At 39.5% G+C, this 22,385-nt stretch carries 21 protein-coding genes; all 21 read left to right on the top strand.

The features are described from left to right. Nucleotides 1-552: 552 nt before the first annotated feature. The 21 genes from FTU34_RS04965 (at nt 553) to bamB (ending at nt 22,227) form a co-directional block, all read left to right on the top strand. Entirely contained in the window at nt 553-2,280 is a 1,728-nt protein-coding gene (locus FTU34_RS04965) for an acetolactate synthase 3 large subunit (protein WP_078192673.1), read from the top strand. Continuing rightward, nucleotides 2,277-2,768: an acetolactate synthase small subunit gene (gene ilvN, locus FTU34_RS04960; protein WP_078189625.1), complete on the top strand. Its 492-nt coding sequence runs from the start codon at nt 2,277-2,279 to the stop codon at nt 2,766-2,768. Before FTU34_RS04965 ends, ilvN begins: the two co-directional genes overlap by 4 nt. Nucleotides 2,769-2,877: 109 nt before the next feature. After that, nucleotides 2,878-3,894, top strand: coding sequence for a ketol-acid reductoisomerase (gene ilvC, locus FTU34_RS04955; RefSeq protein ID WP_078192867.1), 1,017 nt, complete (start codon nt 2,878-2,880; stop codon nt 3,892-3,894). Between the two features lie 675 nt (nt 3,895-4,569). Beyond that, entirely contained in the window at nt 4,570-4,956 is a 387-nt protein-coding gene (locus FTU34_RS04950; RefSeq protein WP_180034891.1) for a hypothetical protein, read from the top strand. Nucleotides 4,957-5,277: 321 nt separating this feature from the next. Further along, entirely contained in the window at nt 5,278-6,102 is an 825-nt protein-coding gene (locus FTU34_RS04945) for a hypothetical protein (RefSeq protein WP_257226224.1), read from the top strand. Between the two features lie 834 nt (nt 6,103-6,936). Next, a complete protein-coding gene (locus tag FTU34_RS04940; RefSeq protein WP_180034889.1) occupies nt 6,937-7,437 on the top strand; it encodes a hypothetical protein in 501 nt (166 codons plus the stop codon). A gap of 91 nt (nt 7,438-7,528) precedes the next feature. Next, a complete protein-coding gene (locus tag FTU34_RS04935; RefSeq protein ID WP_180034888.1) occupies nt 7,529-8,257 on the top strand; it encodes a molecular chaperone in 729 nt (242 codons plus the stop codon). A gap of 5 nt (nt 8,258-8,262) precedes the next feature. Next, nucleotides 8,263-10,572, top strand: coding sequence for a fimbria/pilus outer membrane usher protein (locus tag FTU34_RS04930; RefSeq protein ID WP_180034887.1), 2,310 nt, complete (start codon nt 8,263-8,265; stop codon nt 10,570-10,572). A 13-nt stretch (nt 10,573-10,585) separates the two neighbouring features. Then, the gene (locus FTU34_RS04925; RefSeq protein WP_180007213.1) at nt 10,586-10,996 is read left to right on the top strand and encodes a hypothetical protein; all 411 of its coding nucleotides are present in this window, start codon (nt 10,586-10,588) and stop codon (nt 10,994-10,996) included. A 649-nt stretch (nt 10,997-11,645) separates the two neighbouring features. Continuing rightward, entirely contained in the window at nt 11,646-11,945 is a 300-nt protein-coding gene (locus FTU34_RS04920; protein ID WP_180034886.1) for an ATP-binding protein, read from the top strand. Between the two features lie 119 nt (nt 11,946-12,064). Continuing rightward, the gene (locus FTU34_RS04915; protein ID WP_373686478.1) at nt 12,065-13,342 is read left to right on the top strand and encodes a glycosyltransferase family 4 protein; all 1,278 of its coding nucleotides are present in this window, start codon (nt 12,065-12,067) and stop codon (nt 13,340-13,342) included. Between the two features lie 192 nt (nt 13,343-13,534). Next, nucleotides 13,535-14,086, top strand: coding sequence for a phosphatase PAP2 family protein (locus FTU34_RS04910; RefSeq protein ID WP_180034884.1), 552 nt, complete (start codon nt 13,535-13,537; stop codon nt 14,084-14,086). Between the two features lie 121 nt (nt 14,087-14,207). After that, nucleotides 14,208-14,408, top strand: coding sequence for a Fe-S cluster assembly protein IscX (gene iscX / locus FTU34_RS04905; RefSeq protein ID WP_078189615.1), 201 nt, complete (start codon nt 14,208-14,210; stop codon nt 14,406-14,408). A 109-nt stretch (nt 14,409-14,517) separates the two neighbouring features. Continuing rightward, a complete protein-coding gene (ndk, locus tag FTU34_RS04900) occupies nt 14,518-14,949 on the top strand; it encodes a nucleoside-diphosphate kinase (RefSeq protein WP_078189614.1) in 432 nt (143 codons plus the stop codon). Nucleotides 14,950-15,072: 123 nt separating this feature from the next. After that, a complete protein-coding gene (gene rlmN, locus FTU34_RS04895; protein ID WP_180034883.1) occupies nt 15,073-16,308 on the top strand; it encodes a 23S rRNA (adenine(2503)-C(2))-methyltransferase RlmN in 1,236 nt (411 codons plus the stop codon). Between the two features lie 15 nt (nt 16,309-16,323). Beyond that, nucleotides 16,324-17,127, top strand: coding sequence for a type IV pilus biogenesis/stability protein PilW (gene pilW, locus FTU34_RS04890; protein WP_078189612.1), 804 nt, complete (start codon nt 16,324-16,326; stop codon nt 17,125-17,127). After that, on the top strand, nt 17,118-17,912 hold the full coding sequence (locus FTU34_RS04885; RefSeq protein ID WP_078192662.1) for a RodZ domain-containing protein: 795 nt from the start codon (nt 17,118-17,120) through the stop codon (nt 17,910-17,912). Before pilW ends, FTU34_RS04885 begins: the two co-directional genes overlap by 10 nt. Before the next feature lie 23 nt (nt 17,913-17,935). After that, nucleotides 17,936-19,057: a flavodoxin-dependent (E)-4-hydroxy-3-methylbut-2-enyl-diphosphate synthase gene (gene ispG / locus FTU34_RS04880; RefSeq protein WP_180034882.1), complete on the top strand. Its 1,122-nt coding sequence runs from the start codon at nt 17,936-17,938 to the stop codon at nt 19,055-19,057. A 3-nt stretch (nt 19,058-19,060) separates the two neighbouring features. Then, nucleotides 19,061-20,356: a histidine--tRNA ligase gene (gene hisS / locus FTU34_RS04875; protein WP_078189609.1), complete on the top strand. Its 1,296-nt coding sequence runs from the start codon at nt 19,061-19,063 to the stop codon at nt 20,354-20,356. Nucleotides 20,357-20,386: 30 nt separating this feature from the next. After that, entirely contained in the window at nt 20,387-21,085 is a 699-nt protein-coding gene (locus FTU34_RS04870) for a tetratricopeptide repeat protein (RefSeq protein WP_078189608.1), read from the top strand. Then, nucleotides 21,082-22,227 (top strand): outer membrane protein assembly factor BamB, encoded by a 1,146-nt coding sequence (bamB, locus tag FTU34_RS04865; RefSeq protein ID WP_078189607.1) that lies wholly within the window; start codon nt 21,082-21,084, stop codon nt 22,225-22,227. Before FTU34_RS04870 ends, bamB begins: the two co-directional genes overlap by 4 nt. Nucleotides 22,228-22,385 lie beyond the last annotated feature (158 nt).

The following is a 22,385-nucleotide window of genomic DNA, read 5'->3' as shown; positions in this document are numbered from 1 at the left end:
GGGGGATTTATAAGCAATAAAAATATTGGATTCTTATCATTTAACCTATGCAGCAACTTCAATGAAGGCAATTGAATTAAAAACTCACATTCATTTAATTTATTTATTAGATTTATAAAAGTATTTTATTAAATACATGCTAACTGGTTATAAATAAACAAACTACAAAGAATGCAAAGAACGGGAGTGTGCTTAAAAAACAAACGGTCTGTAAGTAATCAGAAAAAAGCCCATTTTTAAACTTGACTTTAATGGTTGAAACTACAAAAATGCTGTCTTTAGTTTTATATGCCTTAGATCGATCACCCTTCGAATGAGTGCATTTTAGCAATGGACTTCTTCTCTAGCCGAGAGGTTGAACAAAGCCAACAAAATATGTTTATCCCAACATGTTTTAGACCCCATATTGCTCAAACAGCAAGCAGGTCAGATTTTTTTCTTATTGCTATGAAAACTATGAAATTTGTGTGCTATAACAGAGCACACAGTTAATGAATTAACCACGACAAATGCCCTCCATTTGTGCGTGAAAAAAGATTAGGGTGAATCACGTTGGAACTTTTATCTGGTGGTGAAATGCTTGTTCGCGCTTTAGCGGACGAAGGCGTTGAACATGTTTTTGGATACCCAGGCGGCGCAGTACTGCATATTTATGATGCGCTATTTCAACAAGAAAAAATCAATCATTACCTAGTGCGCCACGAGCAAGCTGCTGGTCATATGGCTGATGCTTACTCACGTGTCACAGGTAAAACAGGTGTCGTATTGGTGACATCTGGTCCTGGTGCAACAAATACCGTAACTCCAATTGCAACTGCCTATATGGACTCAATCCCAATGGTGATTTTGTCAGGTCAGGTTGCAAGCCATCTTATCGGTGAGGATGCGTTCCAAGAAACGGATATGGTCGGTATTTCGCGCCCAATCGTAAAACACAGCTTCCAAGTACGTCATGCAAGCGAAATCCCTTCGATTATTAAGAAGGCATTTTATATCGCTTCAAGTGGCCGTCCCGGTCCTGTTGTTGTTGATATTCCAAAGGATGCGACGAATCCTGCAGAGAAATTTGCTTACGAATATCCTGAAAAAGTGAAAATGCGTTCGTATCAACCGCCGCATCGTGGTCACTCTGGTCAAATTCGTAAAGCAATTGATGAATTGATTCATGCTAAACGCCCAATTATTTATTCAGGCGGTGGTGTGGTTCAAGGCAACGCTTCTGCACAGTTGACAGAACTTGCACATTTATTGGGTTATCCAGTAACCAGTACCTTAATGGGTCTTGGTGCGTATCCAGGCAATGATGAACAGTTCATTGGTATGTTGGGTATGCATGGTACTTATGAAGCCAATATGACCATGCACAATGCAGATGTGATTCTGTGTGTAGGCGCGCGCTTCGATGACCGTGTAACCAATAATCCAGCGAAATTCTGTCCAAATGCAAAAGTCATTCATATTGATATTGACCCAGCAACGATTTCAAAAACAATTATGGCGCACATCCCAATTGTGGGTGCAGTAGAGCCTGTATTGACTGAAATGTTGGCGCAATTAAAACAATTGAATGTGTCGAAACCAAATCCTGAAGATATCGGGGCTTGGTGGAAACAAATCAATGAATGGCGCCAAGTTCATGGTTTGAACTATGACAAACCAACTGATGGTTCGATGAAGCCACAGCAAGTTGTTGAAGCGTTGGATAAAATTACCAATAGTCAAGCCATCATTACTTCAGACGTTGGTCAACACCAAATGTTTGGTGCGCTTTACTACAAATACACACGTCCACGTCAATGGATCAACTCAGGTGGTCTAGGAACCATGGGTGTAGGTTTGCCATATGCTATGGCAGCTAAACTTGCCTTCCCAGATCAACAAGTAGTGTGTATTACTGGCGAAGCATCGATTCAGATGTGTATCCAAGAACTATCTACATGTAAGCAATATGGCTTGAATGTAAAAATTCTATGCTTGAATAACCGTGCATTAGGTATGGTTAAGCAATGGCAAGACATGAACTACGAAGGTCGTCACTCAAGCTCGTATGTTGAGTCACTTCCAGACTTCCCTAAATTAATGGAGGCGTATGGTCATGTAGGTATTCAAATTGACCATGCAGATGAACTCGAGTCAAAGCTTGCTGAAGCGATGGCGATCAATGACAAGTGCGTGTTTATTAACGTGATGGTTGACCGTTCAGAGCATGTATATCCAATGTTGGTTGCTGGCCAGTCAATGAAAGATATGTGGTTAGGCAAAGGAGAGCGCACACAATGAGACATATTATCTCTGTACTTGTAGAAAACGAAGCAGGTGCGCTTTCACGTTTGGTAGGTTTATTCTCTCAGCGTGGTTATAACATTGAGACATTAAACGTAGCGCCAACAGAAGATCCGACGCTTTCGCGTTTGACTTTAACCACGTATGGCGATGAGCATAAAATTGAACAAATCACCAAACAACTCAACAAGCTTGTCGAAGTTGTTAAAGTTGTTGATTTGTCTGAAGGTGCTCATATTGAACGTGAATTGATGTTAATTAAAGTCAAAGCACTTGGTTCAGCGCGCGCAGAAATTAAACGTACTGCGGATATTTTCCGTGGACAAATCGTAGACGTAACACCAACGACATATACCATTCAAATCGCAGGTACAACTGAAAAGATAGATGGTTTTATTGATGCCTTAGCTGAAAATACAATTCTAGAAGTTGTACGTTCAGGTGTTTCAGGTATCGCACGTGGCGAAAAAGTTTTAACTATCTAATTTTATATTTTCACCTCACTCCTATGGGTGAGGTACTTGAAACGTGAATAATCAAACAGAATCACGTTATCAAGTTAAAGGAAACAAAAGCATTTTAGCGGAGACAGCAATGCAAATTTTTTACGATAAAGACACAGACTTATCTATCATCCAAGGCAAAAAAGTAGCAATCATTGGTTATGGTTCACAAGGCCATGCTCATGCGCTTAACCTTAAGGATTCAGGCGTTGATGTAACTGTAGGTCTACGTGCTGGTTCTACTTCTTGGAAAAAAGCTGAAAATGCTGGTCTTAAAGTTTCAGAAGTTCCTGCTGCTGTAGCTCAAGCTGACTTAGTTATGATTTTGACTCCAGATGAGTTCCAATCACAACTATACCGTGACGTAATTGAGCCAAACATCAAGCAAGGTGCAACGCTAGCATTTGCTCATGGTTTCTCTGTTCTTTATAACCAAGTTGTTCCACGTGCTGACCTTGACGTAATCATGGTTGCTCCAAAAGCGCCTGGTCATACTGTACGTTCAGAATTCCAACGTGGTTCAGGTGTACCTGATCTTATCGCTGTTCACCAAGATGCTTCTGGTAATGCACGTAACGTTGCGCTTTCTTACGCTTCAGGTGTTGGTGGTGGCCGTACTGGTATTATCGAAACTTCATTCCGTGAAGAAACTGAAACTGACCTTTTCGGTGAGCAAGCAGTTCTTTGTGGTGGTGCTGTTGAATTGGTTAAAATGGGCTTCGAAACTCTTGTTGAAGCTGGTTATGCACCAGAAATGGCTTACTTCGAATGTCTACACGAACTTAAATTGATCGTTGACTTAATGTTCGAAGGCGGTATCGCGGACATGAACTACTCAGTATCAAACAATGCTGAATATGGCGAATACGTAACTGGTGTTGAAGTAATCAACGAACAGTCTCGTGAAGCTATGCGTAATGCGCTTAAACGTATTCAATCTGGTGAATACGCGAAGATGTTCATCCAAGAAGGTGCGTTGAACTATCCTTCTATGACTGCTCGTCGTCGTCAAAACGCGGCGCATGGTATCGAAGTAACTGGTAACAAGTTACGTGCGATGATGCCTTGGATCCAAGCGAACAAAATCGTTGATAAAGAGAAAAACTAATTTCTTGAATCAATTGATTTGAATATGAAGACCCACTCATTTTGAGTGGGTTTTTTAATATCTAAAGTTACGTGCCTTAAAAATAGAAAAGCATACTTTTCTATTTTTGCGTACCTTGGATCCAAGCGAACAAAATCGTTGATAAAGAGAAAAACTAATTTCTTGAATCAATTGATTTGAATACGAAGACCCACTCATTTTGAGTGGGTTTTTTAATATCTAAAGTTACGTGCCTTAAAAATAGAAAAGTAGTACTTTCATTCCTTACGCGTCACTCAGAACAGTGTGCTGCCTCGTTGTACTTCGTACAAAACAATGTTTTGTACTCGTTCATACTTTGGATCAAAGCGAACAAAATCGTAAGCAAAGAAAAGAATTTATTTAATTATCTTTTGAGTTTTATGCTACAAGGAACCCAATATTAGCGTGGGTTAGAATAATGATTTTATATAAATATGTGAGTTTTGAAGCTGCTTTAACGATTTTAAAAACAAAATCTCTAGGTTTTCACATTTAGAAAATTTTAATGACCCATTTGAATGCACTGGTTTTGGTTTTTATGATTTGGATGTACCGACATCGGTAGCAGTAGGGCATTCCGAAATCAGTTTTCTAGAAAATATGTGATTTTAAGTTTGACTAGAACTGCTTTAAATCTACTCATCTGGCCACATTATGGGGATAGTTAAAAAAGGTGTCGTGATCGGAATAGACACATGCAAAGCAGGCCTTGAAGATGGTGATCAATTTATTATTCCTTCAACAAAAGGGGAGTTGAGATATTTAAAAACAGCGCCGAAGCAGGCCAATGTGGCAAGTGTTGAAAAATTAATGTCGGTAGGAAATTCAAATATTTTAAATTGGGATAATGAAGAAGTTTTAATAAAGCATGGTTTGCTTTATAAAATGCAGGAATGGGCATACAAAGAGGAAGTACGTATTGTAAAAAATATTAGCGATGCTCAATTCGGGTATCACTTTTCTACAAAAACACATGCATATATCAATGACCAACTTTGGCAAAGAGTCCAATTGCAAACACGTCCAATATTTATACATTAAAATTGCCTGAAGAAGCCTTTGTTGAAGTATATGTTAGGAAAAATGCATATATTGATCTTAGAAGAAAGCAAGAGCTTGTGAAACCAGTAATTGATCATAAGAGATCAGTTTGAATTGCTGAAAGATCTATGTGTTGAATCTAATATTAGTTTGAAATGCATTTTATTAGATTTGGAAACATGGGCTTTAAAAGCGACTCCAATTTAATCTGATGATTTGAGTTGTAGGTGGTTTCAAAATTCCTATATTTGTGTCATCTGTGTTGAATTTAGGTTGTGATAGAGTAGGCATTATTCATGCTGTATGGAGTGTGTAATTGCAATGAAAATATCAAAACTCTCTCTTTTACTCGCTCTTTGTCTACCTGTGGTGGGTTTTGCACAAGATGCAGATATAGCACAGCCTGAGTTAAAGCCTTTACCTGATGTCCGGATATCCATGCAGCGGATGCTTCGCTCTACTGAAGGGCGCTATTTCTTAGATTTGTATGCTGGCATATGGAATCCGCACGGGACTTTAACTGATCTACAAGAGCCCAAACAAATTAACTTTAAAGGGACTCAAAAAGTTGATTTTATTGACTTGAACTCAGTCAATGTTGTGACTGAACAAAGTGCTGCAACAGCTTATCGATTGGCAGGTACATTGAATGCAAATACAGGCTCGTTTAAAGCTGAACTGACGGAACAAACGGCACCACCATCTACAAGTTATCTACAGTTTGAACCTGCGTTTAAAGCTGCAGATAAACCTATCCTGCTGTTTAAGTTTTATGGGGTGCAATCCGCAGACCAACCTTATGGGAAGTCTCTAAAACGCGTAGATGTGATTAATAAATCAAATGGCAAAGTACTACAGTCATTACAAGGCTTTAATGCTTTTGGGAATAGTATGGGATTCTTAGATGTAAACTTTGATGGATACTATGATGTTGTACTTTCAGATACCTCTGATGGTCGAAAAATAGAAGATAAGCGATTTATTTATTGGATGTACAATCCTAAAACGAAGAATTTTCAACGCTCACCACAATTGGAAAAAATTGCTGGCTTCCCAAAATTAAAAGGAGAGTTGCAGCAGATCGACTTTGGATCAGGTCAAATCTTTCGAGTCGATCAAGGATTGCTTTATCCAGTCAGTGAGTAAGTTAAATTTTAAAAAGCCCCATAACTTGGGGCTTTTTTTATTTATAGAATTTTCTAAAGATGAATGTAGATACTTTTAAATGAGGTAGTCAGTATTTTGAATAAAAAATCAAAGTAAAAAGAGGGTTGAAAGAGAGGGACTGAATTTTAACATACATGATATTTCATGTAATAAATGAGATTCTAAAAATTTGAAAAACAAAAAACTGAAATTTAAAGAAAGAAAATATGATTTACAAAAGCTTAACATTGGAAACTAAGACGTGTTTCAAAACCTGTAATTTAATACAAAGGCTCAGTATTTGGTGACGTAATTCTTGTATTGCGTTTCAAAAGACATACCTGAAAGTGGTGATTATACATTTGAGATTCTATTTAAAATTTAAATTTAATCGGTCTTTACTATTAATATAGTTGAATATTCACGTAGTATTGGTTTGTTTGAAAATTATTTTGAACTATTTCACAAATATTTGGTGAAATATGTAACAGCCTATATTATTTTTAATGTTGCTAAATTTAATAAAAACAATAAGATATAATATACCAAAAAATAGGGATATGAAAAAAATCCCCAAAATTTGGGATAAAGAGAAAAATTAAATGAAAATATAAAAATTAAAAATATTTAATATATTACAAACACATAATTTAAATATTTGTAAAAAATAATATTACATGAATATTCGTGTGAAATTTCCATATTAGGTTCTTTTTTTCTCAACATGATTAAGAATGAATCAGCACCTAGGGAAAGTAATATTAATTAGTTTTTCTTAATAAATATCCTTTGATGCACATACTAATAAATCTCATATGAGAATGGAGAAGTGAAATGTCTACATCTAAAATTTTAACCGCAGTACTATCTGCAACATTGTTCGTAGCACTTCCAGCAACATCTGCAATCGCTGGTGGTAAAAAAGAATCTAAACAATGTGGCGGTGCGCCGTGTGAAGGCGAAATCGACATCGAGTTACAGATTCTGAAAGCATGTGAGCTTTTGGTGGGTAAAGACATCAAACTCGTTGAAGACAGTTATACAGGTGCTAGTAGCTTTCAAGTTACAACAAACACCCCATATACACTGAATTTATCTACACTGAATGCAGGTACAAGTGCAGATACTTTTGTAAAACATGAAACGACTACTGATAAAGTAGCTACAAAAATCACGACTTCAAAAGGTGGTGTGAATTATCCAATCGGCTCTACACCTGTAGCTGGTATGAGTGTTGATAACTTCACAGTATCTGTTGCTCCAAAATCTGCAATTTCAGCGACTCAACGTGCTGGTACATACAAAGATACTTTATATATCAAAGTAGCTTACTAATCCAAATTTAGGGAGTTGATTCTACATAGTTAGGGTCAACTTCTTTTTATTTTGAATTGATAATAATATTTAAATGTACTGGGGTGGGTATATGAAAAGTTTATTTAAAGTCGTTTCATTAAGTTTAATGGCTTGCTTATTGAGTCCTCAAATATTTGCAGGAATTTCAATTAGCCCTGTGCAGTTATATTTAACCGATAAATCTAAACAACGCAGTGCGACATTTACTTTGGAATCGAAAGGGGATGATGAGACACCACGTATATTTGAAGCTCAAGCATTTAAATGGACTCAAAATGCTGCAGGCGAAGATATTCTTTCACCTGAATCCAATATTATTATCAATCCGAAAAACTTTATTTTAAAACCAAATTCAAAACAAATGGTTCGTGTGGGATTTACTCAATCTGTAGAAAGTATGAATCTACAACAAGAAGAAGCATGGCGTATTCTTTATACTGAGCTACCACAAGTGACGAACTCTGAATCGAAAATTGCACTGTTATTAAGTATTAATGTGCCATTTTTTGTCGGTAAACAAGAACCCGCTTATTTGAAATTTATTGCCAAAAAATCGAATGGTCGCACCATTATTCAGGTTGAAAATTTAGCAAAATCACACATTCAAATCCAAAAACTTTATGTCATCGATAAAAGCAAGAAAACAGTCGCTGAATCTTCCGATATGAAATATTTATTGGCATTAGGTAAAAACCAATACGACATCGGGAATGTTTCTTTACAAGGTGCTAGTAATTATAAAGTCGTTGTGGAAACAGATAAAGGTGACACTCCTTTGGAGTTTAATTTAGTTGAGTAGTGGCTATGAATAGAATTACATTGCTTCTATATTGTATTTTATGTGCTAATTCTGCTCATGCAGAAGCCTTTGATATGCCTGATGATTTGTTTCCAACCAGTATTTGGGTAAACGAAGTAGACCGCAAGAGCGAAGTATTATTACTGACTGAAAATAACAAGTTTTATATAGAGTGCGCAGATCTTGATAAGCTGCAAATCAAAGTAGAAATTCTGAAACGACATGCAACTAAAAATTCATTTTGTTTGGTAACGGATCAAGATATTCAGTCTGGATTTGATCCTCAATTGCAAGCCGTCAAAATTAATCTTCCATCAAAATATTTCTTTGGGCTAGAAACTGATACCTTAATCAGCCAGCCGATGCCTGCAAATTTTGGTGCATTTCTTAATTATGAAATGCATTTTGAAAATAATACTCAACATAATAATTTTGGTGTGCTACCTGAACTGGGCGTGTTTAAAGACAATTGGATTTTAAGAAATAATGCCTTTTATCGAAATAATAAAGGTGATGATTATCGTGAAGAAAAATTCGTCAGGTTAAATAGTAGTCTTGAGTTTGATTTTTCTAAAAGTGCGACCAAACTGGTTATTGGTGATACGACCTCTGCATATAGTGCATTAATTCATGGTGTGCGATTTGGTGGTTTGAGTTTTGGTACAGACTATATGTCACGCCCAGATTTTGTGTATTGGAATATTCCAAGTCTAAAAGGCAGTGCGGTTTTACCTTCGACTGTTGATTTATATATTGATGGCGTAAATATTTATCAGAAAAAGATTTCACCTGGAGATTATAACTTACAAACAGGTGCCAATATTGAAAGTGCCGGTACAGCGCAAATGGTTGTACAAGATGTATTGGGGAATACCACTGTTCGAAGCTTCCCGGTATTAATTAGTAGTAAATTGCTTAAAGAAGATTTAAATGATTACAACATATCATTAGGGAAACTACGCTTCAGTTATGACGAAGAAAATAGCGATTATCGCGATTTTTTTAGTTCAGCCTATTGGCGTAGAGGTGTCACCAGTCGTACCACTTTAGGTGCAAGTGCTACCTATAGTGACAAAGTAAAAAATGCAGGACTGCTATGGACGCAAGCGGTCAATCGATGGTTTGTTTTAGACAGTATTTTTTTAGGCAGTAAAACCGATGACGACGATGGCTATTCTGCAGGTTTGGCTATCAGTCGTAATTTCGGTAAACTCAATTTTGGTGTGAGTTCACGCTATGCTACAAATGATTATCGGGCATTGGGTTATGAAGATAATCATATTTTTCCAAAATTTGAAAATATGGCGTATTTAAGTTTTGCTAATTTTCCATTTTTTCAAAATTTAAACCTGAATTATATCGAACAAACCCAGTATGAATCTAATGATCCTTTATTTGAATTAGAGGATCGCAAAATGCTCACAGTGGGTGTGAGTCGCGAAATTACACAGAATTTAATGTATACCGCCAATTATTTTAAAGAATTTGGTGATAGCGATGACTCAGGTGCTTTTATTACATTTTCTTATAATTTTGGTGGTGGTAAGCGTATTCAGGCTGATGCAGGTACCAATAAATCCGGCGGTGTACGTTTCATCCAAAATGCATTTGGTGAATATGGTGCAAATTATGCGCTCGGTGTGGATTATCGTAATGATGAAACGGTATTAAATGCCTATGGTGGTTTGTCCACTGATGTAGGTGATTTAACCCTAAGTTATCTCTATAGTGAAAATGATTCAACAACCCAGGTTGGCTACCGTGGTGCTATGGTGTGGTTGGGCGGTCAATACGCATTGACCAGTTTTGTCGATAATGCCTTTGCTTTAGTGAATGTTGGTGGTCGTGAAGATATTGATGTCATGCGATCAATGTCTCCAGTCGCGAAAACCAATAAAAAAGGCTATGCCTTTGTACACGATATCGTTCCTTATATTAATTACGATATTTCATTTGATGAAAATCAATTGCCGATCGAAAGTAAAGTTCCAAATGCTGCACATCGTTTAGTCGCATTAAGACAGCGTGGTTATAACATTAATTTTTCAGTATTTGATACACAACAAATATTGGTCAAAATATTGGATGAACAAGGTCATCAATTTGTTGCAGGAAGTGAAGTTGCAATTGATAACCCAGAAGCTGATGTTTATCCAGTGGGTTCAGATGGCACGGTGATGTTATATGGTTTGGTTGAAGGCTACTACAAGTTGACGGTGAGGACCAGTGGTGGTCGATCTTGCCAAACAGCATTAACAGTGCCGAAAAAGGTAGAAAACCAAACTCCTGAATTAATTACATTGCAGTGTAAATAAAGGAGTATTTCCAATGAAAAGTATTTTACTCATCTCAGCAGCGTTATTTAGTTCAATGACATTTGCAGCACCGAGTCGCTGTGAAATGGGACGAATCAGTGAAACCAATATGCGCTTGGCAAATTACTATAATAGTCAAGCGGCGAGTTCATTTAGTGTCGATTGTTCAGGTAAATACCGCATACGCTTTAATAGCCGTAATTTGCAGGATACTTCGGGCAGTAGTTTTGTGACGAATGGCCCGATTAAGCTCAAAACACGGATGACTGTTTCAGGTGCGATGGAAAATCTGTGGAATGTTTCTACCGAGCAAGGCGCTGGCAAAAATAACTATGTGATTGCTGTGCGTTTGGTAGAACGAGTGAATGCAACGACACCTGCAGGAATCTACCGCGATACAGTCTTTGTAAATATGGTGTTTTGAGTTGCTTAGCGACAAAATTTATTTCAAGGCCAAGGTGATGATATGCAGAGTGCTGATTTCGTTCATGTTGCTAGATTGAAGCTTGAGGAAAGAAATTTAGGTGAATCTTGGGCTTCAATCTAAGGAGCTTAATTTTATGTTATGCGTATAAAGTCAGTAATGAAGGAAATTTGATTTCAGCATATGCTTCCCCGAAAACTACTTTGGGTGTGGCGATTATTTTTGCACTAGGCTTGACTAAAAGTGTAAGACGAATTGAAAAATTTAATGGCACTTTGGCCACACTGGTCACGCAAGCAAATGAGAGTAAATACACATTTTACACAATCATTATCAGTTAGAAATGGAAAATACTCGCTTGCAAGAGCGTATTCAAATAGCACATGACCTACATGATGGCTCAGCTCGATCATTGCGATTAATGGCATAGGCTGAGCAGAGCGCCAAAGATCTGACCAATCCACAATTTTTATCGATGTTGAAAATTTTAAGAGATGATTTACGACAGATCATTGATAGCGGTTCAAGTTTAGGCACCAAACTGCCTGAAACCCTTTTGTTATAGATGGCACTCTTTAGGCACCGTTTTAATCAGTTATTTGATGAGCTTGATATACACGCTAAATGATCAGTTCCTGCGAAATGGGAAGTGGATGTTACCCCATTGGAATGTTTAACCTTACAGCGTGTAGCCGAAGAAGCATCTACCAATATTGTGAAGCATAGTCATGCGACCGTGGTGCAGATCCGAATTTATTACGAAAACTCGGCGTTAATAATGGAAGTTGAAGACAATGGCGTGGGGTTTGATGTGGATCTGGTCAATCAAGCCGGTTTGAGTGTGGGGCTTCGTAGTATGAGTGGGTGTTTAGAACGGATGAACGCAGATATGCAAATCACTTCTAATGCGGGTCAGGCGATTTTAAAACTGATTAAAAATTACGGATAAATCATGATTTTGTAGATGAAATAAGATAATTTCTTTCAATAAACTGTCATCAAATAATCATCAAAATGCAAAAAACTGCTGCTTAAACTGTGGATATACATTTATAAGAAGCATGTAAGATCATGACAGAATCGGCTATCAATTTAGGGCGTATGCAGGATGAACCTGCACGCTTTCAGTTCCAATTTAAGCATTTGCAATCACGAATGGATGTGCAAACGGTCTCAACTTTAATCCGTCCAGGTCTAAAAATCGCCATTGTTACAGATACGTGGGCGCCAGAAATTAATGGTGTTGCACATTCTTTATTGCAGTTGTGTAAAGGCTTGCAGCAACAAGGCAACTCAATTTTTTTAATACGTCCTGAACAGTCCGAAAGTTGTCATGATTTCAGACCTGATCAAGAGTGTTTGGTTCGAGCGCAGTCGATTCCTAAATATTCAGGTTTACAATTTGGCTGGCCGCAATTGATCAAACTCAGTAAAGCTTTAAAAAAAGCCCAAGTCGACATTGTGCATATAGTCACTGAAGGACCTTTGGGATTTGCTATGCTTCAACTGGCGCGTTCTTTACAGATTCCTGTGTCCAGTGGTTTTCATTCGGCCTTTCATGATTTTAGTCGTTTCTTTGATTTAGCGTTTTTAATGAAGCCTGTACAACATTATTTACGATGGTTTCATAACAATACTCAACTCACCTGTGTCCCGAGCCAAGATACTGCGGATGCCTTGCATCGATTAGGTTTTAGTTGTCCATTGGTGGTGGTGGGGCGAGGTGTGGACCATAGTCGATTTTCTCCCTCACATTATCGAGCAGAACTGAGACAACAGTGGCAAGCAGATGAACATACCCGCGTGATGCTCTATGTCGGTCGGCTATCTCCTGAAAAAGAGGTGGATGTTTTAATTTCAGCCTATTGTTCGATGTTGGCCATGGATGCACGAACGAAATTGGTCATTGTGGGTGATGGGCCAGATCGTGAACGATTAATGCAACTGGCAAAATCACTAGGTGTTATTTTTATGGGAAGTTTAAGTGGTCAGGCTTTATCGGAAGCCTACGCCAGTGCGGATGTTTTTGTTTTCGCAAGTCAGGTTGAGACTTTTGGTAATGTGGTTTTGGAGGCAATGGCCAGCGGATTGCCGGTGATTGCATATAATGCTGCATGTGCCCAACTGCACGTGAGAAATCAGCAAACGGGATGGTTATGTCATTTATCTCGAACTGATGAATTTATTCGCCTCATGCAGCAATTACCGCAACGCGCTAAATTAAAAACCATGGGCATCGAGGCGGCAAACGACGCAGCTAAAATTGGTTGGCAATATCCCGTACAGCAATTTGAGCAAGCGCTATATTGCGTGGTGGATCAAGCCATGATGAGCCAATGGAGCTAGCGCTATTGGTTATATAGAGTAGTTGTGAATCCTCATAACCAATATTCATTGAACTGTCATCAAAGCATCATTGCACTGTCAAAAATATAACTTAAGCTGAGTCAAATACAGATCTCAACTTGTAAAAATAACAACACAAATCTAGCTCAACCCCAACACAGTCAGGCTTTGACTGTAGATAGGAGATTAGCGATGAATTTTAAAAATGCAAAAACAAGAATGCTGCATCTCGATTTAAAAGGCTGTATTTATCTCAATCATTTTTCGCATCAACAAGTTGTCGCTGACATATTTAAAATGGTGAGTCGACTTGGTGATGGTGTGTTTTGGTATGTCATGTTGGCGACGGTTTGGATCGTGCAGGGTATCTCCTACAGTGTACAAATCATCTATGTATTACTGGGTGGTTCAGTCGGCACCTCGATCTATAAACTCCTCAAAAAGAAAACTGTGCGTCCAAGACCTTATCAAGTGCATCAAGTGATTCGCTTAGGTGAACGCCCTCTAGATCATTTTAGTTTTCCATCGGGGCATACTCTACATGCGGTCATGGCAACAACAGTGCTGGGCTATATTCAACCCATGTTGTTGGTCTTAATGTTGCCCTTTAGCTTATTAGTGGCATTATCTCGCATGATCTTAGGTTTGCATTACCCGAGTGATGTTGCTGTCGGTGCTGCTATAGGTGCTGCAGTGGGTGCGGCGATTATTCTCTGTGCACCTCTTTTGGGTTTTGTTTTATAGTTTGATGTGGACATCACAATTGCAAAATCTGGTAATAAAAAAATTAAAAGGGTTTATCACGTCCAATTGCTGAAATTTGTTAAAGTAAGCCATCATTCTATAGACGATGTTAGGAAGACCCATGGGTTTACGCTGGACAGATACCATTGATATCGCAATTGAGCTGTATGAAGCTCACCCTGATGTTGATCCGCAATGGATTCGCTTTACTGACCTACATGCATGGGTATGTGCATTGCCAAATTTCACTGATGACCCAGAAAAGTCGACTGAAGGTCTGCTTGAGGGAATTCAGATGGCCTGGATTGATGAGGCAAGTTAATCCCTACATCGAAAAAAGCAATTTTTTTGTATAGCAAAAGCAGAAAATAGCGCATTATTCGGTATAATGCGGCAAATTTTTCACGTCAAATTGACTTAAGGAGCCTCTCATGGCTATTGAACGTACTTTATCTATCGTTAAACCAGACGCAGTTGCTAAAAACCACATCGGCGACATCTTTGCTCGTTTCGAAAAAGCTGGTCTTCAAATCGTTGCAACTAAAATGAAACACTTGACTCAAGCTGAAGCTGAAGGCTTCTACGCTGAGCACAAAGAACGTGGTTTCTTTGGTGACCTAGTTGCATTCATGACTTCTGGTCCAGTTGTAGTTTCAGTTCTTGAAGGCGAAAACGCAGTTCTTGCTCACCGTGAAATCCTTGGCGCAACTAACCCTAAAGAAGCTGCTCCTGGTACTATCCGTGCAGACTTCGCTGTAAGCATCGACGAAAACGCTGCTCACGGTTCTGACTCTGTAGCATCTGCTGATCGTGAAGTTAACTACTTCTTCGCTCAAACTGAGATCGCTCCACGTACTCGTTAATTCGAAGTATTCAAACCAGATAAGTGGTATACTGCTTGTCTGGTTTTTTTATTCTCTGAATAATTCTTTGCTCAATAACTGAGCTTCTCCTTTGATCTTTAGACATGGTTTAGGTAATTACACATGAGTACTGAAGTAGTCGCTACATCAGCTGTTTCTGATGCACAGCAACAATCTCCATCCGCTCCGACGCAGCAAAATACTGTAGAGAAAGTGAATTTACTGGGCATGTCACGTCCGCAAATGGAAAAATTCTTCGAAGATATGGGGGAGAAAAAGTTCCGTGCTGGGCAGGTGATGAAATGGATTCATCAGTTCTTCGTGACTGATTTTGCTGAAATGACCAATATTTCTGGCAAATTGCGTGAAAAACTAGAAAAGATTTGTGAAATTAAAGCGCCTGAAGTGGTGCATAAAAATTACTCAAAAGACGGTACTCGTAAATGGGTGTTCCGTGTAGGTGAAGGTGCAGGTTCATTGGTTGAAACTGTGCTGATTCCTGCGGAAGATAAAACCGGCGCACGTAAGACCTTGTGTATTTCATCACAAGTGGGCTGTGCTCTGGACTGTTCATTCTGTTCAACCGGGAAACAAGGTTTCCAACGTGATTTGAGCCAAGCTGAAATTATTGGACAGCTTTGGATGGCGAACTTCTCTTATATGGAAGATGTGCCAGTTGCGGATCGTGAGCGTTCAGTGACCAACGTGGTGATGATGGGCATGGGTGAGCCGTTGTTGAACTATGATGCTGTATTGAATTCAATGCGTATCATGTTGGATGACTTTGCGTATGGTATGTCGAAGCGTCGTGTGACTTTATCAACATCAGGTGTGGTGCCTAAAATTGACCAATTGGCACAAGACATTGATGTAGCCTTGGCAATTTCACTCCATGCGCCAAATGATGAATTACGCAACGAACTAGTTCCGATCAATAAAAAATATCCGTTGGAACAGTTGATTGCAGCGTGTCAGCGTTATATCGCCAAAGATGGTAATGAAAGTTCACGTAAACACGTGACCATCGAATACGTGATGTTAGATGGTGTAAATGACCATCCTGAACATGCACAGCAAATGTTAAAGCTGTTGAAAAACCTACCAAGCAAAATTAATTTAATTCCGTTTAACCCGTTCCCGCATGCGCCATACGGTCGTTCAAGCCGTAACCGTATTATTTCTTTCCAAAAAACTTTGTCTGATGCCGGTTTTGTGTGTACGATTCGTCAGACACGTGGTGATGATATCGACGCTGCGTGTGGACAACTCGTGGGGCAAGTTGCTGACCGTACTCGTCGTGCGGAGCAATGGAAAAAGAAAGTTGCGCAGCAAAATGAGATACTGCGCTCACAAGGATAATAAAGAGGCAGCCAATTGAAAAAGTTAACGTATAAGTTCACTTTCGTTTCAGCTTTATGTGCATCGGTTTTGGCATTAACAGCATGTCAAACGCCTGAGATTGGGAAAAAAGACCCAGAGAAAGCCGTAAAAATCAGAACGCAATTGGCTGTTGAACACCTGAAAGCAGGGGATTTGGACTCTGCTAAACGTGCATTAGATCAGGCTTTAGAGGTGGATTCTCGAGATTCCCAAGCCAATATGATGATGGGTGTCTTACTACAACGAGAAGGCAGTCCAGCCAACTTAGAAAAAGCAGATAGTTATTTTAAGCGTGCAATTTCAGCAGACTCAAAAAATTCTCAAGCACGTAACAACTACGGTACGTATTTATATCAAGTTGAGCGCTATAATGATGCGATTGAACAGTTCAGCATCGCAGGTTCAACTTTAGGTTATGATCAACGTTTCAAAGCATTGGAAAATTTAGGTCGAATTTACCTGAAAGTGGGTGATGTGGCGAATGCTGAAAAATCATTCAAACAAGCTTTGCAGGCTAATCGTGATTCTTATGTTTCAATGTTAGAGTTGTCTGAAATCTTTTATTTGAATCAGCAGTTCCCTGCTGCTACACAAATGTATGAACAATTTGTACGTGCAGTAGGACAAAAAAATCAGGGTGCGCGTGCACTCTGGATTGGCATTCGAACAGCGCGTGCCAATGGCGACAATTTGGGTATGCAAGTACTGGTCAACCAGTTACGTGCTTTGTTCCCAGAAAGTCCTGAATACCAACGCTATTTGCAATTACAGTACAGTACTGAGGCCGTATGGAAGTAAATCCTAATTCACCGCAATCGAATGGTTCGAGCGTAGCTCCAAATGCATTAGGAAATGTACAACGCCCAGGTGAGTATTTACGTCAAGTACGTATTACGCAAAAACTGGAACTTGAAGCTGTCGCATCAGAACTCAATATTCCATTAAAAACACTGACTGCACTTGAGCAAGATGATTATAAGTCATTGCCTGAAGCGACCTTTATTAAAGGTTACTACCGCACTTATGCCAAATATTTAAAAGTTGATGCAACCAATATCATTCAACGTTTTGATGATATTTATGCTAACGATACGGGTTTGTTGCCAAATCACGCGTTAAACAATTCACCGATTAAAATTATGGGTAAATTACCCGGTTCTAACCGTGACCGTAATCGTAAATGGATCAAACGTGGTCTGATTGCATTGGCGGTGTTGTTGGTCATTGGTGCGATCGTGGCGGCGATTCAGGGCATGACCTCGGGCAGCGATAATGAAGACGCTGTGACCAATGATGTCGCTTCAGAAGTTCAAGTCCTCGACATGAATGGCGGAAATGCAGCGGTTAGTGGCGATCAATTGACATTGACCTTTAGTAGCCCGACTTCAGTACATATTGTTGATTCGACGGGTAAAGTTTTGGCGACAGGTCGTCAAGCATCGACGCTCAACTTAAACGGTGAAACACCATTCCAAATTCGTTTGGATGATGCAACAGCAGTGTCATTAAGCTTAAATAATGAAAATATTTCATTGTCACCATATACCGTAAACGGCAAAGCAGATTTCCGTTTATCACGTTAAGGGACAACAGAGCAGACTGAACAATGATTGAAAATCCCATTAAGCGCCGTCCAACGCGTAAAATTAAAGTAGGTTCGGTGTATGTCGGTGGTGATGCGCCGATCAGCATCCAAAGTATGACCAATACTGAAACCTGTGATGTCGAAGCGACCGTGGCACAGATTCAGCGCTGCGTTGATGTAGGCGCAGACATCATGCGTGTTTCTGTACCGAGTATGGAAGCTGCTGAAGCTTTTGGTGAAATTCGTAAACGTGTGCAAGTGCCACTGGTTGCCGATATTCACTTTGATTATAAAATTGCTTTACGTGTTGCAGACCTTGGTGCAGATTGTTTGCGTATTAACCCAGGTAATATTGGTTCTGAAGCCAAAATCCGTGAAGTGGTAGCTGCTGCACAACATAATGACATCTCTATGCGTATTGGTGTCAATGCAGGTTCACTGGAAAAAGATATTCAAAAGAAATATGGTGAGCCTACAGGTCAGGCTTTGCTTGAATCTGCAATGCGCCATATTGATATTTTAGACCGTTTAAATTTCCAGGAATTTAAAGTGTCAGTCAAAGCATCCAATGTCTTTCTGACTATGGATGCTTACCGTTTGTTGTCTAAACAAATTGATAACCCATTACACCTAGGTGTGACTGAAGCAGGTGTCTACCGCACGGGTTCAGTCAAATCTGCTATCGCTTTAGGTGGTTTGTTAATGGAAGGCATTGGTGACACCATGCGTATTTCATTGGCAGCAGAGCCTGAAGAAGAAATCAAAATTGGCTTTGATATTTTAAAATCATTGGGCTTACGTTCAAACGGCATTAACTTTATTGCATGCCCAAGTTGTTCACGCCAAGAGTTTAATGTCATCAAAGTCATGCAAACATTGGAAGAGCGTTTAGAAGATATTCGTACCCCAATGGATGTATCGGTGATTGGTTGTAAAGTGAATGGTCCGGGTGAAGCCAAAGAAGCCGATATTGGTGTGGTAGGTGCAAGTCCGCGTTCACTGGTGTATCGTAATGGCGAAAAGAGCCATTTAATTGACACAAATCAGTTGGTTGACGAAATCGAAGCGATGGTTCGTCAACGTGTTAGCGATCTTGAAGACGCTAAAGCTAAAGAGATTATTCGCACAAGTTTTTCTGAGTAGATCATGAGTTCAATCGTCGCAATCAAAGGTTTTAATGACATTCTCCCTACGCAAAGTCCTGCATGGAGACGTCTAGAACAGCATTTATCTAGCTTGATGGATGCTTATGGTTATCAGCAAATTCGCTTGCCGATTGTGGAGCAGACTCATCTGTTCAAACGTTCTATTGGTGATGCAACGGATATCGTTGAAAAAGAAATGTACACATTCTTAGACAAAGGTAATCCGCCTGAGTCTTTGACTTTGCGTCCAGAAGGAACAGCAGGGTGTGTGCGTGCAATGCTTGAACATAACTTACTTCGTGGTGCTACACCGCGTGTATGGTATGTTGGCCCAATGTTTCGCTATGAAAAACCACAAAAAGGTCGCTACCGTCAGTTCCATCAATTTGGCGTAGAAACTTTTGGTGTTGCAACACCAGATCAAGATGCAGAATTGATTTTAATGACTGCGCGTTTGTGGAAACGCATGGGCGTTGCAGATAAAGTTCAATTAGAACTCAATACTTTAGGTGAGTCTGATGAACGTGCAGCTTATCGTGCAGCATTGGTTGAATTCCTAGAGTCACATAAAAATGACTTAGATGAAGATTCACAGCGTCGTCTAACCACGAATCCACTGCGTATTTTGGATTCTAAAGATGCAAAAACACAAAGCATTTTGGAAAATGCGCCAAAACTTCACGACTTTATGGGTGAAGAAACGTTGGCTCACTTTGCTCAATTGCAGCAGTATTTGACTGACGCTGGTATTGGTTTTGTGATCAATCAAAAATTGGTTCGTGGTCTCGACTACTACAATAAAACGGTCTTTGAATGGACAACCACGCACTTAGGTTCTCAAGGAACGGTATGTGCTGGTGGTCGTTATGACGGTTTAGTCGGTCAGCTTAAAGGTAAAGCAGATCAGTCTGTGCCTGCTGTTGGTTTTGCAATGGGTATGGAGCGTTTGCTTCTTCTACTTGAACAAGTGGAAGACAATACCCCAGTGCGTGACTGTGAGCTATTCTTGGTTTCAGATCCTGCAACTCAAGGTAAAGCATTGGTACTTGCTGAACAAATTCGTGATCAACTTGAAGCAGCGGGTAGCAACATTCGCTTAAAAGTTGGTTCACAAGGTTCAATGAAATCGCAAATGAAAAAAGCCGACCAATCGGGTGCTTTATTTGCTGTGATTTACGGTGAACGTGAGCAAGCAGCTGGGCAAGTGCTGGTAAAAGAGCTAGCCATTGCAGAACAACACGAAGTGAATGTGGCAGACTTTGTTGCCTTCATTATCGAAAAAATTTCTTCAAAATAATCCCTATAACATAAGGAAAAAGGTAATTTCATGAGCGCATTGAGTGAAGAAGAACAACTTGATAATTTAAAATCGTTTGCTAAAAAATATGGTTCTGCCATTGTTAGCGGCATTTTAATTGCGTTGATTGCCTTTTTCGGATGGGAATACTGGCAGAAGAAAACTTTGGCTGAATCACAAATGCAAACAGCCAAAGTCCAGCAGTTAATGGATGATGCTCAGTCGGCGACGGGTGACGCTTTTACACAACTTTCTGCGACTGCAGATAAAATTGTAAAAGAAGCACCAGATTCGCCACAAGCCATTCAAACTCAGTTGCTTATGGCAAAATTGGCATATGATAAAGCGGATTATGCCAACGCTGAAAAAGCTTTGAAAAAAGTTGAAAATTCAAAAGTTGACGATGCGGGCTTAGTTCAATTGGTGAAATTACGTTTAGCGTATGCACAATTGGCACAAAAGAAATTTGATGAAGCATTAAAAACTTTAGAAGCGGTTAAAGAACCTGCTTTTCAAGCGACTGCAGATGAAGCCCGTGGCGATGTCTATGTTGCAAAAAATGATATCGAAAATGCAAAGAAAGTTTATCAAAGTGCATGGGATGCTTTGGTTGAGCGACAAGAAGAACGTCAAATTTTACAAATTAAACTCGAAAGTGTAGGCGTTTTAGTTGATGATCCTGAAATTGAACGTCCGATTATAGATACACAAGTGGAAGCAACTGAATGAATAGAAAATACAAAATTACCTGTGCGCTGACAGTTTTAACACTTGCTTTGGCTGGTTGTGCAAATAAAGGAAAAGTAGAAAAAGTAAAACCAAATCCTTTACCAAAATTGGAACAGGCAAAAACTTTAGCACCTGTATTTTCAAACAGTGTGGCTTCAACTGAAGAAGCAGATCCACTGCGTTTACGTATGGATGCAGATAATGGCGTTGTTTTTAGCGTAAATCCTAATGGTGAAGTTCAAGCCTACAAAGGCAAAGAGCGTTTATGGCAGAAGAAAATCTCTAAACAAGGTTTGACTGCAGGTGTAGAAGCAGCTGACGGAATTGTGGTTGTTGGTAATGCAAAAGGTCAATTATTTGCATTAGATCAGGCAACAGGTGAACAAAAGTGGACTGCGCAATTAACCGGCGCGTTACTTTCACCGTCGTTGATTCAAGCAGGTCGCGTTATTTCAGTTACCAATGATGGTACGGTATACGCAAACGATGTGGCAACGGGCCAACAAACTTGGACCTATAACTTGCCAAATGTGCAGTTTAGTTTACGTGGTATGGCAGCACCGGTATCACTCGATGCGCGTCATGTTCTCATCGCTTCTTCAAATGCCTATATCTATGTGATTGATGCATTGAGCGGTATTCCGAAAATGCAGCGTCGTGTTGCAGTGTCAGACGGTCGTTCAGATGTACAACGTCTCATTGATATTGACGGTGAACCGACTGTAGCAGGTCAATTTTTAATTACCACCAGTTACCAAGGCCAAGTGACAGCGCTTGATCTTGCCTCACAACAAGTGATCTGGAGCAATGATGCGAGCAGCATTCAGCGTCCTGAAGTTGCGGGCAATGGTGTTTTTGTGACACAAACTGATGGTAAAATTGTGGCTTATGAAATTACCACTGGTCAAACATTGTGGGAAAATGACCAATTGCTTAATCGTAATTTGAGTAACCCAGTGATGTTAGGTCAAGACCTTGTGGTTGGTGATCTGGATGGTGTACTTCACTTAATCAACCCAGCGACAGGTGAGTTGGTTGGTCGTTCTAAAACCAGTGGTGAAGTACGTTCACTACGTGTAATTGACAACCAATTATATGTGTCGACACGTAAGGGTGCATTAAGCATTTGGCAGAACCGTTAATTTTTCTGCGGCTTATGTTAAAATAAGCCAAACCGTATTTTTAACGCGGGGGATTGAATCATCAATGCCCCGTGTTTTTATTTATTTTAGGCATTTATCCTATTTCCATTCTTCCTAAGCTTTCTGATGTTCAGACCAGACCAAACTGGCTGATCTGG

This window comes from Acinetobacter sp. YH12094, from assembly GCF_013419295.1.
In the GTDB taxonomy this organism is placed as follows: Bacteria; Pseudomonadota; Gammaproteobacteria; order Pseudomonadales; family Moraxellaceae; genus Acinetobacter; species Acinetobacter amyesii.
This window is presented reverse-complemented; position numbering and strand designations above follow the sequence as displayed.